11 protein-coding genes and 1 pseudogene are annotated in these 14,481 nt (G+C 62.4%); 6 read left to right on the plus strand and 6 right to left on the minus strand.

What is annotated here, in order from left to right; genetic code table 11:
* Positions 1–18 precede the first annotated feature (18 nt).
* From ACHAC9_RS10210 to ACHAC9_RS10220, 3 genes and pseudogenes are all read left to right on the plus strand, one after another.
* Positions 19–3,180, plus strand: coding sequence for an efflux RND transporter permease subunit (locus ACHAC9_RS10210; RefSeq protein ID WP_435759738.1), 3,162 nt, complete (start codon positions 19–21; stop codon positions 3,178–3,180).
* Entirely contained in the window at positions 3,180–4,616 is a 1,437-nt protein-coding gene (locus ACHAC9_RS10215; RefSeq protein ID WP_435759740.1) for an efflux transporter outer membrane subunit, read from the plus strand. The genes ACHAC9_RS10210 and ACHAC9_RS10215 overlap by 1 nt, the downstream gene beginning before the upstream one ends.
* A 389-nt stretch (positions 4,617–5,005) precedes the next feature.
* Positions 5,006–5,574: pseudogene (locus ACHAC9_RS10220) on the plus strand (recombinase family protein).
* Positions 5,575–5,688: 114 nt separating this feature from the next.
* On the opposite strand, the gene ACHAC9_RS10225 reads toward ACHAC9_RS10220, so the two are convergent.
* Positions 5,689–6,210 carry a PEP-CTERM sorting domain-containing protein gene (locus ACHAC9_RS10225; protein WP_435759742.1) on the minus strand — a complete coding sequence of 174 codons (522 nt, stop codon included), beginning with the start codon at positions 6,208–6,210 and terminating at the stop codon, positions 5,689–5,691.
* An 843-nt stretch (positions 6,211–7,053) separates the two neighbouring features.
* Here ACHAC9_RS10225 and ACHAC9_RS10230 point away from each other — a divergent pair.
* The gene (locus ACHAC9_RS10230) at positions 7,054–8,037 is read left to right on the plus strand and encodes a M28 family peptidase (RefSeq protein WP_435759744.1); all 984 of its coding nucleotides are present in this window, start codon (positions 7,054–7,056) and stop codon (positions 8,035–8,037) included.
* A gap of 3 nt (positions 8,038–8,040) precedes the next feature.
* On the opposite strand, the gene hemW is transcribed toward ACHAC9_RS10230, so the two are convergent.
* From hemW to ACHAC9_RS10255, 5 genes are all read right to left on the minus strand, one after another.
* Positions 8,041–9,279, minus strand: coding sequence for a radical SAM family heme chaperone HemW (hemW, locus tag ACHAC9_RS10235; RefSeq protein ID WP_435759746.1), 1,239 nt, complete (start codon positions 9,277–9,279; stop codon positions 8,041–8,043).
* Entirely contained in the window at positions 9,276–9,860 is a 585-nt protein-coding gene (gene rdgB, locus ACHAC9_RS10240) for an RdgB/HAM1 family non-canonical purine NTP pyrophosphatase (protein ID WP_435759748.1), read from the minus strand. Before rdgB ends, hemW begins: the two co-directional genes overlap by 4 nt.
* A gap of 70 nt (positions 9,861–9,930) precedes the next feature.
* Complete coding sequence (gene rph / locus ACHAC9_RS10245; protein ID WP_435759750.1) at positions 9,931–10,662, minus strand: ribonuclease PH; 732 nt, start codon at positions 10,660–10,662, stop codon at positions 9,931–9,933.
* An 11-nt stretch (positions 10,663–10,673) separates the two neighbouring features.
* Entirely contained in the window at positions 10,674–11,597 is a 924-nt protein-coding gene (locus ACHAC9_RS10250) for a PP2C family protein-serine/threonine phosphatase (RefSeq protein WP_435759752.1), read from the minus strand.
* Positions 11,598–11,627: 30 nt separating this feature from the next.
* Positions 11,628–12,638 (minus strand): serine/threonine protein kinase, encoded by a 1,011-nt coding sequence (locus ACHAC9_RS10255; protein ID WP_435759754.1) that lies wholly within the window; start codon positions 12,636–12,638, stop codon positions 11,628–11,630.
* Between the two features lie 95 nt (positions 12,639–12,733).
* Here ACHAC9_RS10255 and ACHAC9_RS10260 point away from each other — a divergent pair, with 95 nt between their 5' ends.
* Both ACHAC9_RS10260 and gmk read left to right on the plus strand, forming a co-directional pair.
* Entirely contained in the window at positions 12,734–13,621 is an 888-nt protein-coding gene (locus tag ACHAC9_RS10260) for a YicC/YloC family endoribonuclease (RefSeq protein ID WP_435759756.1), read from the plus strand.
* A gap of 174 nt (positions 13,622–13,795) precedes the next feature.
* Positions 13,796–14,440 (plus strand): guanylate kinase, encoded by a 645-nt coding sequence (gene gmk / locus ACHAC9_RS10265; protein WP_435759758.1) that lies wholly within the window; start codon positions 13,796–13,798, stop codon positions 14,438–14,440.
* Positions 14,441–14,481 lie beyond the last annotated feature (41 nt).

Consider the following 14,481-nt stretch of genomic DNA (forward strand, 5'->3'; position numbering starts at 1 on the left):
TAGAAACAGGACTTTCCAATGGCACGCTTTTTTATTGACCGCCCTATTTTCGCCTGGGTGATCGCACTGTTCATCATGGTGATGGGCGGGGTAGCGATTACCCAGCTGCCGATCGCGCAGTACCCGAATGTGGCACCGCCGTCGATCGTGATCAACGCCGCCTATCCAGGCGCGTCGGCGCAGACGCTGGAAGACTCGGTCATTTCCGTCATCGAACGCGAAATGAACGGCTCGCCCGGCTTGATTTACATGGAGTCGAGCAGCCAGGCCAACGGCACCGGCTCGCTCACCCTGACCTTTGAAACCGGCACCAATCCGGAATTGGCCCAGGTCGACGTCCAGAACCGCCTGTCGCGCGCGTCTCCACGCTTGCCGCAGGCCGTGAACCAGCAAGGTGTGCGCGTGGACAAGGTCCGCGCCAACTTCCTGCTGTTTACCATCCTGTCTTCGGACGACCCGAAATGGGACCCGATCGCGCTGGGCGACTACGCCTCGCGCACGGTGCTGCCGGAGATCCAGCGTATCAAGGGCGTCGGTACCGCGCAGCTGTTCGGTACCGAGCGCGCGATGCGCATCTGGCTCGACCCGGCCAAGCTGGTGGGTTTCCGCCTGTCGCCGGCCGACGTCAACCTCGCCATCGCTTCCCAGAACGCGCAAGTGGCCTCGGGCACCATCGGCGACCTGCCGCTGGCGGCCGGCCAGGAAATCACCGCAACCGTCGTCGTGACCGGCCAGCTCAGCACCGTCGAGCAGTTCGGCAACATCGTCCTGCGCGCCAATCCTGACGGTTCGACCGTGCGCCTGAAAGACGTGGCCCGCATCGAAATCGGTGGCCAGGGCTACCAGACCTCGGCGCGCCTGAACGGTAAACCATCGACCGGTATCGGCGTGCAGCTGGCGCCCTCCGGCAACGCGCTGGAAACGGCGCGCCTGGTGCGCGAGCGCATGGCGGAACTGTCGAAGTTCTTCCCGGCCGGCGTGAAATACACCATTCCGTTCGACAGCTCGAAGTTCATCGACATCTCGATCACGCAGGTCGTGCACACCCTGATCGAAGCGATCCTGCTGGTGTTCGTCGTGATGTACATCTTCCTGCAGAACTTCCGCTACACGATCATTCCGACCATCGTGGTCCCGATCGCCCTGCTGGGTTCACTGGCAACATTATTGGCGCTGGGCTTCTCGATCAACGTGCTGACCATGTTCGGCATGGTGCTGGTGATCGGTATCGTCGTCGACGATGCGATCGTGGTCGTCGAGAACGTCGAACGCATCATGAGCGAGGAAGGCTTGCCGCCGCTGGAAGCGACACGCAAGGCGATGGGCCAGATTTCGGGCGCCATCATCGGCGTGACCGTGGTCCTGATGTCGGTGTTCGTGCCGCTGGCCTTCTTCGGCGGCGCCGTCGGCAACATCTACCGCCAGTTCTCGGCGGTGATGGTGTCCGCGATCGCCTTCTCGGCCTTCATGGCATTGACGCTGACGCCGGCCCTGTGCGCGCACTTCCTCAAACCCGTGGAAGCTGGTCATCACCATACGAAGAAGGGTTTCTTCGGCTGGTTCAACCGCAAGTTTTCCAGTACCGCCAAGAATTACGAAGGCTTCGTGGCGCGCCTGCTGCGCCGTACCGGCCGTGCGATGGTCGTCTTCGTCCTGCTCGTCGGCGTGGTCGCCCTGCTCTTCACGCGCATGCCGAGCTCGTTCCTGCCGAACGAAGACCAGGGCTATGTGATCGCCAACATCCAGTTGCCGCCGGGCGCCACGCTCGAGCGCACCAACCAGGTCATGCGCAACGCCGAAGCCTTCATCCTGAAGCAGCCGGAAGTGGCCAACATGGTCAGCGTGCTGGGCTTCTCGTTCTCGGGCCAGGGCCAGAACATGGCGCTCGCCTTCATCCCACTGAAGGACTGGGATGAGCGCAAGGGCGACGGCCAGGATGCAGGCTCGCTCGCCGGCCGCATCACCGGCGCCATGATGGGCTCGCAGCGCGACGCCTTCATCTTCGCACTGAGCCCGCCGCCGATCCCGGAACTGGGCCGCGGCACGGGCTTCTCGTTCCGCCTGCAGGACCGTGGCGGCAACGGGCACGACGCGCTGCTGAAAGCCCGTAACCAGCTGCTGGGCATGGCGTCGCAGAGCAAGATCCTGACCGGCGTGCGTCCGGAAGGCCTGGAAGACGCGCCGCAGGTGATGCTCGACATCGACCGCGACAAGGCGCAAGCCCTGGGCGTGTCCTTCGGTGCGATCAACACGGCGATCTCGACCTCGCTCGGTTCGAGCTATGTGAACGACTTCCCGAACGCCGGCCGCCTGCAGCGTGTGGTGGTGCAAGCCGATGCGAAGGACCGCATGCAGCCGGACGACCTGCTGCGCCTGAACGCGATGAACGCGCAGGGCCAGCCGGTCCCGCTGTCGTCGTTTGCCAGCACCAAGTGGGTGACCGGCCCGATGCAGACGTTGCGCTACAACGGCTACTCTGCGATGAGCATTTCGGGCGATGCCGCCCCTGGCTACTCGACCGGCGCCGCCCTCGAGGAGATGGAAGCGCTGGCCGCGAAACTGCCGCCCGGCTTCGCCTTCGAGTGGACCGGCCAGTCGCGTGAAGAGAAGCTGTCCGGTTCGACCATGGGCATCCTGGTCGCATTCGCGATGCTGGCGGTGTTCCTGGCGCTGGCTGCCTTGTACGAGAGTTGGTCGATTCCGGTGTCGGTGCTGCTGGTGGTGCCGGTCGGCGTGCTGGGCGCCATCGCCGCGGCGATGATGCGCGGCTATCCGAACGACGTGTACTTCAAGATCGGCCTGATCACCATCATCGGCCTGGCGGCGAAGAACGCGATCCTGATCATCGAGTTCGCGAAAGACCTGCAAGCGCAGGGCCGCAGCCCGATCGAAGCGGCAATCGAAGCGGCGCACCTGCGCTTCCGCCCGATCATCATGACCTCGCTGGCCTTCATCCTCGGCGTGCTGCCGCTGGTGATCGCCGGCGGCGCGGGGTCGGCTTCGCAGCGCGCGATCGGTACCGGCGTGATGGGCGGTATGATTACGGCAACCGTGCTCGGCGTGATCTTCGTGCCGGTGTTCTTCGTCGTGATCCGCTCGCTCTTCAAAGGCAGCGAGCGCCAGCGCAAGAAGTACGCCCATGAAGAAGACACCAGCAAGGCAATCGAGGAAAAAATTTAATGAGAACACTTAAACTCGCAACTCCCCTGGCACTGGCGATGATCCTGAGCGGCTGCCTGTCGCTGGCACCGAAGTACGAGCGTCCGGCGGCGCCCGTCGCAGCAAGCTTCCCTGAACTGCCGAAGGCCGGCGGCACCACGCTGCCGACGGCCACCAGCGAAGCGCCAAGCAACCTGTCCTGGCAGCGCTTCTTCGCCGATGCACGCCTGCGCCAGCTGATCGAGCTGTCGCTGGCGAACAACCGCGACCTGCGCCTGGCGATCCTGAACATCGAGCAGGCCCGTGCCCAGTACCGCATCACGCGCGCCGACCGCGTGCCGACGGTGTCGGGCATCGTTTCCGGCAGCCGCCAGGCGACGGGCGAGGATCAGCCGACCCAGAACATCTACCAGGCCGGCTTTGGCGTATCGAACTTTGAGCTCGATTTGTTCGGCCGCGTGCGCAACCTGAGCGAAGCGGCGCTGGCGCAATTCCTCGCCACCGAGGACGCGCGCAAGACGACGCAGATCAGCCTGATCGCGTCGGTGGCCAACACCTACCTGACGATGCTGGCCGACGACGAACTGCTGGCAATCACCGAGCAGACCCTCAAAACGCGCGAAGAGTCCGACCGCCTGACGCGCCTGCGTTTCGAGAACGGCGTCGTCTCCAAACTCGAACTGCAGCAATCGGTCTCGCTGGTCGAAACGGCGCGCGCCAACCTGGCCCAGTTCCAGCGCCAACGCGCGCAGGACGCGAATTTGCTGACCCTGCTGGTGGGCCAGCCGATTCCGGAAAACCTGGCGCCCGGCACCACCTTGGCAAGCACGGAATTGCCCGACCTGCCGGCCGGCATGCCGTCCGACCTGCTCGCTGCCCGTCCCGACATCCGTGCGGCCGAGCAGCAGCTGATCGCGGCGAACGCCAACATCGGCGCGGCGCGCGCGAATTACTTCCCGCGCATCTCGCTCACCGGTTCGGTCGGCAGCGCCAGCACGGAACTCTCCGGCCTGTTCAAGAGCGGTTCCTTCGGCTGGACCTTCGCGCCACAGGCGGTGCTGCCGCTGTTCGACCTGGGCCGCATCGGCGCCGGCGTCGATTCGGCCCGTGCCGGCCGCGACATCGCAGTGGCCCAGTACGAGCGCTCGATCCAGACCGCATTCCGCGAAGTGGCGGACGCGCTGGCCGGCCAGGCCACCTTCAGCGAACAGCTGCGCGCCCAGCGCGCGGTGGCCATCGCCGAGCAGGACCGCTTCAACCTGTCCGACCTGCGCTACAAGAGCGGCGCGGCCAGCTACCTCGACCTGCTCGACGCCCAGCGTTCGCTGTTCCAGGCGCAGCAGCTGGCGGTGCAAGCGAATTTGCAGAGGTTGCAGAATCAGGTGACGCTGTATCGGGTGCTGGGGGGTGGGTGGAGTGAAGTCCCGGCGGGGGCGCCGGCGCAGGCGGCGCGCTGACATCGCGTGCATTGCTGGTTTGACGAACGGGGCCGCTTGAACTTGAACTGGCCCCGTTTTTTATGGATGACGCTTCGGTCAGAGTAAGGCAAGATGTGTTCGTTATTCCCTCTGCGCGTGTAACGTCTTGGCAGGTGATGATACAAGTGGGCATCACATGTTTGCTCTGCTAACTCCATGGTGGTAAGCCTGCGGTCTGAGAGCGTGGACAATCGCTTTCGTATTATATGTCACGTGGTAGCACCTATGAAATCAAGACACCTATTCAAAATCGACCGTTTATGAACACCTATCAATTCTGATAAGTTTCACTGTCCATAAAATACTCTATTTGTTTTTGTGCATGTTCATATGTAGCATGGTGGTTTTTGAACATATGCGAGAGTGAAATGGCGACGTTTGGCTATGGCAGGGTCAGCACGAAAGAACAGACCACAGAGAATCAGCGCCTAGAGCTCGAGGCCTCTGGGTACGCGGTCGACTACTGGTACGCCGACGACGGAGTGTCGGGCAAGGTCCCAGCGCTGCAGCGGCCACAGTTCGCCAAGATGCTTAGCCAGATCAGGGACGGAGAACGCTTGGTTGTGACGAAGCTCGACCGTCTAGGCCGAAATGCCCAAAACGTGGGCGCCACGATCAAGAGCTAGCGGCGCGCCGCATCGAGGTCATCGTGCTCCAGCTGGGCAAGCTTGATCTAACCAGCGCTGCGGGCAAGCTGATGCTGACTATGCTTGCGGCCGTAGCGGAGATGGAGCGGGATCTACTGGTGGAACGTACGCAGTTCGGACTGGCACGCGCCAAGGCCGCAGGAAAGACACTGGGCAGGCCGGCCAAGACGACCGACGAGCAGCGCGCCGCGATATGCGATCGCTACCAGGCAAAGGAATCAGTTAGCGCGTTGGCCAAGGCCTACGGCATCTCGAGGGCAAGCGTACTGCGGATCGTGAAGCCTCCATAAACACAACGATGACAATACGACTTATCATCGAAGGGCGCCGGCGTAAAAAACGGCCCGAAGGCCGTTACCACCCTTCAGGCCGCTATTAAGCACTTAGGTCCCATGACAGGTCCGTTAGGTGCGGCGCCGGCGACGTAGCGCGCCCAAGCCGCCAACACCTGCTAGCAGCAAGGCCAGACTTCCCGGCTCCGGAACTTCGGCGATCGAACTCGTAACGTTGAAGCTGTCCCAAAACCCTACGCCCCCAAGCACCGTATAGCTCATGATGCCGTTATTTCCCCCTGTCGCATAAAGATAGAAGTCGTTAGTGCCCGATACAATTCCATTGACACCGGCGGCGTTGCCACCCAAAAGATACTCGTTTTCTGAGTAAGAAAAGGCTCCAATTTCATCTACTTTGTACACGTGGCCAGCGATTGTCAGATCGATCCCGTCGATCGAAATCACCGGCGATCCAAGGGAATCAGCGCTAAATACGATCGAGCCCGACACCGGGTTCTGTGGAACTGGCGAATTGGCAAATCGATCCGGCTGGAAATTCGTTGCTGTGAAGTCGAGTTTATAAACACCAGCTTGCGCAGTTGTTGCGGACAGTAGGCAGACAGCGCTGGCGAGCGCGGTGATGATCTTTTTCATGGGTATCCTAGTTGATAGCCGGATGGCTTGTTGTTTTAGTACTGTCAGTACACCGCAGTTCAGTACGAACACAAGCAAAAATTGAGCCACTTAACTATTTCCTATTGGAATCAGCCACTTATATCGGTCTCACAAGTACACATAAGTTCCAGTGTAAGGATTGCCGACAGTTTGTCGTTGATTACCACTTATCGTTGAAGAGGGACTGAGCATGGGCGCGCCGAGCTTCTCCGCCTAAACCGCACAGATAGTGGGTCTCAAAAATGCAACGACGATAATACGATTTATTACCGAAGGGCTCGCCGCATCCGGACTAGAGATCGGCGCCCCCCCCCCCCGTTTAAGAAACGGCTGAAACCTTCATGACCGGCCACTCTCCGCCCCCACATCTGTCAAAAATTAGAAAAACTATCCTATTCTGACGCATGGAGAATTCTAATCTGACATCAGGTTAGGGTATAGCTCGTCCCTAGCTAGACTTTCACTCTTGATAAAACACGTTATCAAGAGTTGCCTTTATGCCATCCCTGCCCATTTCCCCTTGCAGCAGTCGACGGGTGCAGGCGAACGCGCAGTGCCTGCAGAGCCAGGTAAGGTCGCACCGCGTGCTGGGTGGCTGGAGCGAACTGGCTTCGCAAGCGCAAGCGGCCCACTGAATCACCATTCGGCTGTGCCCGGACAAACGGGCATCTCCCTTTTTTTAATTTGCGTCGCTCGTGTCCATTACGACCGCTGCACAAACGCCACGCTGCTGCCTGCCCGTGTGCCCGTCTTTTCCTGAACTTGGCTAAACTGAACCGGTCTATCAGTAGATGAAGTCATCCACGACGCCGAGAGACCGCCATGCGACACTTTTTTCACTCACACTGGAAAGTCATCATTGCGCTCGTCCTGCTCATCCTGGTGGCTGCCTTGACGCTAGGCCCCAACACCGCCGACGCGGCGCCGGACCTGGCCGAGCGCATGCGTCAGCATGTGCGCGCAGTCGCGTCCGAGGAGCACAACACACGCAAGCCCAGGCAGCTCGAACGCGCCGCCGTCCATATCGAAACCGCGCTCGCGCGTGCCGGCTACCAGCCTTCGCGCAAGGAGTACGAGGCCGGCGGCCAACGGGTGTGCAACATCGAGGTTGCGGTCAGCAATGTGGCCAAGGGCAAGCGGCCCGAGCGCATCTTCATCGTGGGCGCGCATTACGATTCGGCCCTGGGTGCGCCCGGCGCCAACGACAACGGCAGCGGCACGGCGGCCGTGCTGGAACTGGCGCGCCTGCTGAAAACCATGCGCCCAAGCGCCGGCACCGAAGTGCGTTTCGTGTTTTTCGTGAATGAGGAACCGCCCTGGTTCATGGGCGAGCAAATGGGCAGCATGGTGCACGCGGCCGAGATGAAGCACCAGCAGCGCAATGTCGCGGGCGCGCTGGTGCTCGAAACGATGGGTTACTACACCGACAAGCTGAACAGCCAGAAATTGCCGCCGGGCCTGGAGGGCCGGTATCCGAGTACCGGAAATTTCATCGCCTTCGTCGGCACGCTCGAATCGTCGGCGCTGGTGCGCGAGGCGCTGGCGGCCTTCCGCTCAGCGTCGGACTTCCCGGCGCACGGACTGGCAGCGCCAGCGCATACCACCGGCGTCACGCTGTCGGACCATAGCTCTTATAACCGCCACGGGTATCCGGCGCTGATGATTACCGATACGGCCTTCATGCGCTATCCGTATTACCACATGGCCGAGGACATGCCCGATCAACTCGATTACGAGAGCATGGCGCGGGTGGTGAGGGGCCTGGCAAAAACCATTACCGCGCTGGCAGGCGCCGCACGTGGCTGAGTCTTATTTGGTCTCGCCCAGGAACATTTCCTGTAGATCGTTGAGGAAACGCTGGCCCAGCTCCGTCGGACGAATCAGCTTGAAATCGCGGTAGAGCAAACCCTTCGCTTCGGCGGCGTCGAGTGCTTTACCGATCGCCGTGATGCTCATGCCGGTGCGCTCGTTGAACAGGTTCGGGTCGAACCCGCCCGTCAGGCGCAGCGTGTTGAGCATGAATTCGAAGCCCATGTCGGCGCGTGCGATTTCGTGTTCTTCCTGCACCGGGTTGCCGCGCTTTGCCGCTTCCATGAAGGACGCCGGCTGCTTGAAACGCGCCTGGCGCAGGATCCGGTGCGGAAACGAGATCTTCGAATGGGCGCCGGCGCCGATGCCGAGGTAATCGCCGAAATTCCAGTAATTCAGATTGTGGTTCGCACGCCGGCCGGGCTGGGCGTAGGCCGAGACTTCGTAGTGGTCGAAATTGGCCGCGCTCATCGTCTCGGCGATCATGTCTTGCATGTCTGCGCTGGCATCGTCGTCCGGCAAACTTGGCGGATACTTGGCGAAGACAGTGTTCGGCTCCATCGTCAGGTGGTACAGCGACAGGTGCGGCGGCGCGAACGACAGCGCCGTCTTCACGTCCAACTCGGCCTGCGCCAGCGTTTGCATTGGTAGCGCGTACATCAGGTCGAGATTGAAATTGTCGAACGTGGAATGCGCAATCTCGACCGCGCGCAGTGCTTCGCGCTCGTCGTGGATGCGGCCCAGGGACTTCAAGTGCTCGCCATTAAAACTCTGGATGCCGATCGAGAGGCGGTTCACGCCGCTGTCGCGGTAGTGGCGGAATTTTTCGATCTCGAAGGTGCCGGGGTTGGCTTCCATCGTGATCTCGGCATTGATCTCCAGCGGCAGCAGCGTGCGCACGTCCGACAGCAGCCGGTCGAGGCCCGCCGCCGACATCAGGCTCGGCGTGCCGCCGCCGATGAACACCGTGTGGATCTTGCGGCCCCAGATCAGGGGCAGCGACTGCTCCAGGTCGAGGCGCACGGCGTCGAGGTATTCCTGTTCCGGCAGCTCGCCCTTGGCTTCGTGCGAATTGAAGTCGCAATACGGGCATTTGCGCACGCACCACGGGAAGTGGATGTAGAGCGACAGTGGCGGCAAGGCGGTCAGGTTCAGGGCGCCCGGCTGCAGGTATTGCAGCGCGGCTTGCGCCGAACGGGGAACGCCGGTCGGCGCGCCCGCGATTTTAATCGGGATCATCGCAGTTTCTCGACCAGTGCGCGCAGGGCCTGGCCGCGGTGCGACTGCGCGTTTTTTTCTGCGGGCGTCAGCTCGGCGGTGGTCTTGCCGAGTGCGGGAATCAGGAAGTGCGGGTCGTAGCCGAAGCCGTTTTCTCCGCGCGGCGTGGCAATGATTTCGCCATCCCAGCGGCCGTCGGCAATCACCGGTTGCGGGTCGTCGGCGTGGCGCACGTAGACCAGCACGCAGTAGTAATAGGCTGACTTGTCGGCTTTATCGGCGAGGTCCGCCACCAGTTTTTCGTTGTTGCGCGCATCCGATTTCGGCTCGCCCGCAAAGCGCGCCGAGTAGACGCCCGGTGCGCCGCCGAGGGCATTCACGCACACGCCCGAATCGTCGGCCAGCGCCGGCAGGCCGGTCAGGCGCGCGGCGTGGCGGGCCTTTTCCAGCGCGTTTTCCACGAAGGTCGCGTGCGGTTCCTCGGCTTCCGGGACGTCGAATTCGCCTTGCGGATGCAGGGTGAAACCGATGGGCCCGAGGATTTGCTGGAATTCCTTGAGCTTGCCGGCGTTGTTGGAGGCGAGGATGAGGCGTTGGGTCATGGTGGGCGTGTGGATCGAGCGGAAGGGGGTTATTTTACCCCTTCGCACGCAAGACGACAGACCCGTGAGCTCAGGTAATGTTCAGCGCTTCCTTCTGCATCCGCACCAAGTCTGCAATGCCTCCCTGCGCCAGGTCGAGCAGGCGATTCATTCCGTCGCGGTCAAACGCCGCACCTTCGGCCGTGCCCTGCACTTCGATAAAATGCCCCGCTTCCGTCATCACGACGTTCATGTCCGTGTCGCAGCCCGAATCCTCGACGTAATCGAGATCCAGCACCGGCATGCCCTGAACCACGCCGACCGAAATCGCGGCCACGAAATGCCTGACCGGCACCGCAGTTAAAACACCACGCGCGACCAACGCGTTGAAGGCGTCGTAAGCGGCGACCATGGCGCCGGTGATCGAGGCGGTGCGGGTGCCGCCGTCGGCCTGGATCACGTCGCAGTCGAGGTGCAGGGTGCGTTCGCCAAAAGCTTCCAGATCGAACGCGGCGCGCAGCGAGCGGCCGATCAGGCGCTGGATTTCCTGCGTGCGGCCGGACTGCTTGCCGCGTGCGGCTTCGCGGTCCATGCGCGTATGGGTCGAGCGCGGCAGCATGCCGTATTCGGCCGTCAGCCAGCCCTGCCCTTTGCCCTTCAAAAAGCCCGGCACCTTGTCTTCGATGCTGGCGGTGCAGATCACCTTGGTGTCGCCGCACTCGATCAGCACCGAACCCTCGGCGTGCTTCGTGTACTGGCGGGTGATGCGGATGGCGCGCAGCTGGTCGACGGCGCGGCCGCTCGGGCGGGTTTCAAAGGTCATGGGAGCTTTCATTATTTGAGTAAGTGGGACGACTTCTCGATCGCCTGGTTGATTTCGGCAATCGCCCTTTCGATCTCGTCCTCGTCGAAGGGATCGGCGTCGAGCGAAGCGGCCACATTGCTGATCGTGCTGCTGACCTGGTCTTCCGGCAGCATCTGGGTCGAGATCACGTTCGGGCCGGCGCCTCCCGCATCATCGGCGCCCTGCCAGCTGATCGCGAGCGCAGTCGTGTTGTCGGCGCGTGGGCCGCCGATGGCCACCGCCATCGACACCAGCTCGGGCACCGCCTGCACCACGGTCTGCGTGGCGAGCTTTTGCACGATCTCGGCATCCGGCACCATCGACCACAGGCCATCGGAACACAGCAGCAGCACGTCGTCCATCTCCAGGCTGGCCTGGCGCGACAGCTCGATGCGCGGCGCGGTGGTGGCCCCGATGCAGTTATAGAGCTTGTTGCGGTCGGGGTGGGTGCTGCGCTCGGCGGGACTGGCCAGGCCCTTGGCGATCAGGTATTCGAGGTGCGAGTGGTCGCGCGTCTGCGCCAACACGCCGTTGCCGCGCACCCAATACAGGCGCGAGTCGCCGCAGTGCGCCCACACGGCGCAGTTGTGCTGCACCAGGCAGGCGACGACCGTGGTGCGCGGACTTTCGGGCAGCTGGTGGCGCGCGGTATAGGCCAGGATGTCGCGGTGCGCCTGCAGCAGCGCTTCCTCCAGAAAGCGCTCGGGCTTCTTGATATACGGGCGCGCCTGCATTTGAAACATCATCGACAGGGTCTGCATCGCGATGGTGGCGGCGATCTCGCCATGCTGGTGGCCGCCCATGCCGTCGGCCAGCACCAGCAGCAGCGCGTCGCGCGTAAAGCAGTAGCCCATGCGGTCCTGGTTGACCTTGCGTCCGCCGATATGGCTGTGCTGGTAGACGGAAAACTGCATCGTGGCTCCTGGTTGCCTGTGTGGGATGGCTTACTGGCCGCCGTTACGGCTGCGGCCGAACGTACCGATGCGGCCGAACAGGCCGCGCAGTCCGCCGGCGGGCGGCGCGCTTGCCGCGGGCTCGGCGGCGATCGGTGTGCTTGGTACCGCCTGCAGCACCTTCTGCACCGCGAACACGCTCTGCGGGCGCGCCATCGGGTCGAGGGCGAGGCAGGCGCGCACCATCGTGATCAGTTCGGGCGAATAGGCCCCAAGCAGCTTGTCGAACTGCGCGCCGAGCTTGTCGTCGACCTTGCGCGCATCGGCCGCTTGCGGCGGCGCGCCCGTCATGCAGGCGTACATGGCCGCGCCGAGGCTGTAGATGTCGGACCAGGGTCCGAGCGGCGCACCCTTCGTGTACAGGTCGGGCGGCGCGAAGCCCGGCGTGTACATGGGCGCGAGCATCGGCGCATCCAGGCCCACCGCCTGGCGCGCCGCGCCGAAGTCGAGCAGGATGGGCGAGCCGTCGCTGCGCAGATAAATATTCGCAGGCTTCAGGTCCAGGTGCAGCAGTTTGTTCGCATGGGTTTCGCGCAAGCCGCGGCAGACGCCATCGAAGGTCTTGCGAATGAACCCTTCGCCGAGACGGCTGTCCTTGCCGCCTTTGCCGCCTTTGCCATGTGCACGTGCGATCTGTTCCTGCAGCGACTGGCCCGATTCATAGGCCATGACCATGTACACGGTGTCGTGGGCGCGGAAGAAATTCACGATACGCACGACGTTCGGATGATTGATGCGCGCCAGCGCCCGCCCCTCTTCGAAAAAGCACTTCAGGCCGATCCGGAACAGCGGTTGATTCGGGCGGGAGATACTGGGCGCCAGTTCGCCCGGCTGGCGCAGCGCCAGTGCGCTCGGCAGGTATTCCTTGATGGCGACGGCGCTGCCCTCGGCATCATAGGCAAGATAGACGATACTGAACCCGCCAGACGCGATTTTCTTTACAATACGATATCCGGCGATCTCCAGCCCTTCCGGCAAGGGTGCGTTATTTTGTGCGGCCATACTGAAGAGTCCCTTGCATAACACGGCGATTGTGTGGATAAATGTCGGCTTTGTAAAGAATAAAAAAACCGGGGACTTTAGTGAGCATTTCAAGCATGACAGGCTATGCAGTTGCCACCAGCGAAGGCGCTGCGGGCACTCTCACGATCGAAATCAAGAGCGTCAATTCGCGCTTCCTCGATCTGCAGTTTCGCATCAACGACGAATTGCGCGCGCTGGAACCGGACCTGCGCGCCGCCATCATGGCTGCCATCACGCGCGGCAAGGTCGAAGCGCGCTTGTCCTTCGGGCGCAAGGTCGCCGGTGGCGCCCAGGCGCTGAACCAGGAGTTGCTGGCTGACCTGGCGCGCTTGCAGGCCGAGGTCACGCAACACTTCACGCAAGCCCAGCCGATGACGGTTGCCGAGCTGCTACGCTGGCCAGGCGTGGTCGAGGAAGCGCACATCGGCCAGGAATCGCTCCAGGCCGACGTCGCCGCCCTCACCGCGACAACCATTGCCGCGTTTGTCGACAGCCGCCGCCGTGAAGGCGCGGCCCTGGAAACGATGCTGCAGTCGCGCATCGATTCGATGGAAGCGATCGTCAAGCGCATCACGCCGCTCATTCCGCAGGTGATCTCGCAGTTCCAGCAAAAGGCGGTCGAGCGCATGCAGGACGCGCTGGGCCTGGCCGGCCATGGCAACCCGTCGACCTTGACGCGCCAGGAAGTGTTCGAGCGGATTCGCCAGGAAGTCACGCTGTACGGCATCCGCATCGATGTCTCGGAAGAGCTGTCGCGCCTGTCCGCGCACCTGAACGAGACGCGCCACATCCTGAAAAAAGGCGGCCAGGTCGGCAAGCGCCTCGACTTCATGATGCAGGAACTCAACCGCGAAGCGAACACCTTGGGCGCGAAGGCCTCGGTCAAGGAGCTGGCGGATGCGTCGATGGAGCTCAAGCTGCTGATCGAGCAGATGCGGGAGCAGGTGCAGAACCTGGAGTAAATACACGACAACCAGCGGCCGCGTGCATTTTTCGGCCGCACGACGTGCAAACGTCGTACCGCGTGGGCACAAGTGCCCACCCTACGGGAAGTGGTAGGGTGGGCACTTGTGCCCACGCGGACTTATACACATGAACAATCGCGACATGATGTCGCAGAAACAAAGGACCACCCCATGATCACCACCGCTTTCTCCGGCAGCCTGTTCGTCGTCGCCGCCCCATCCGGCGCCGGCAAATCGACCCTGGTCAATGCGCTGCTGGCGCAGGAGCCGGGCATCCAGCTGTCGATCTCGACCACCACGCGCGCGCCGCGTCCGGGCGAGCAGGATGGTGTCCAGTACCACTTCACGAGCGCCGAGGATTTTGTCAAGCGCGCCGACAAGGGCGAGTTCCTGGAATGGGCTGAAGTGCACGGCAATTACTACGGCACCAGCCGCGCCAGCGTCGAAGAGAAAATGAAGTCCGGAACCGATATTTTGCTGGAGATCGACTGGCAAGGCGCGCGTCAGGTGAAGAAGCAGTTTCCGGATGCGTCCGGCATTTTCATTTTGCCGCCGTCGATCGAGGCGCTGGAAGAACGCCTGCACAAGCGCGGCACCGACGAACCGCACATCATCACGCGTCGTTTGCTCGCTGCCGGGGGTGAGATCGCTCACGCTCCCGAGTTCGAATATGCTATCATCAACGAAGAGTTCAACGTCGCCCTGTCCGAGCTGCGGGCGATTGTCCAGGCGACACGTTGCCGCTTCGCCCAACAGGCCGCCCGCAACGCCTCGCTGTTTGCCCAGCTGGGAATCCACGTACACCAACCAATGTAAGCATCGCGTTTCCTCGGACGCGTCGACAACATTGTCTATTC

Origin of the sequence: Massilia sp. CMS3.1 (assembly GCF_051262535.1) — a bacterium.
Lineage (GTDB): Bacteria > Pseudomonadota > Gammaproteobacteria > Burkholderiales > Burkholderiaceae_D > Telluria.

Bases quoted from the DNA above. Each gene is read 5' to 3' on its own strand.
- hemW (WP_435759746.1), bottom strand. From the start codon at position 9,279: ATGATCCCGATTAAAATCGCGGGCGCGCCGACCGGCGTTCCCCGTTCG.
- ACHAC9_RS10215 (WP_435759740.1), top strand. From the start codon at position 3,180: ATGAGAACACTTAAACTCGCAACTCCCCTGGCACTGGCGATGATCCTG.
- ACHAC9_RS10250 (WP_435759752.1), bottom strand. From the start codon at position 11,597: ATGCAGTTTTCCGTCTACCAGCACAGCCATATCGGCGGACGCAAGGTC.
- ACHAC9_RS10210 (WP_435759738.1), top strand. From the start codon at position 19: ATGGCACGCTTTTTTATTGACCGCCCTATTTTCGCCTGGGTGATCGCA.
- gmk (WP_435759758.1), top strand. From the start codon at position 13,796: ATGATCACCACCGCTTTCTCCGGCAGCCTGTTCGTCGTCGCCGCCCCA.
- ACHAC9_RS10230 (WP_435759744.1), top strand. From the start codon at position 7,054: ATGCGACACTTTTTTCACTCACACTGGAAAGTCATCATTGCGCTCGTC.
- ACHAC9_RS10255 (WP_435759754.1), bottom strand. From the start codon at position 12,638: ATGGCCGCACAAAATAACGCACCCTTGCCGGAAGGGCTGGAGATCGCC.
- rdgB (WP_435759748.1), bottom strand. From the start codon at position 9,860: ATGACCCAACGCCTCATCCTCGCCTCCAACAACGCCGGCAAGCTCAAG.
- ACHAC9_RS10225 (WP_435759742.1), bottom strand. From the start codon at position 6,210: ATGAAAAAGATCATCACCGCGCTCGCCAGCGCTGTCTGCCTACTGTCC.
- ACHAC9_RS10260 (WP_435759756.1), top strand. From the start codon at position 12,734: ATGACAGGCTATGCAGTTGCCACCAGCGAAGGCGCTGCGGGCACTCTC.
- rph (WP_435759750.1), bottom strand. From the start codon at position 10,662: ATGACCTTTGAAACCCGCCCGAGCGGCCGCGCCGTCGACCAGCTGCGC.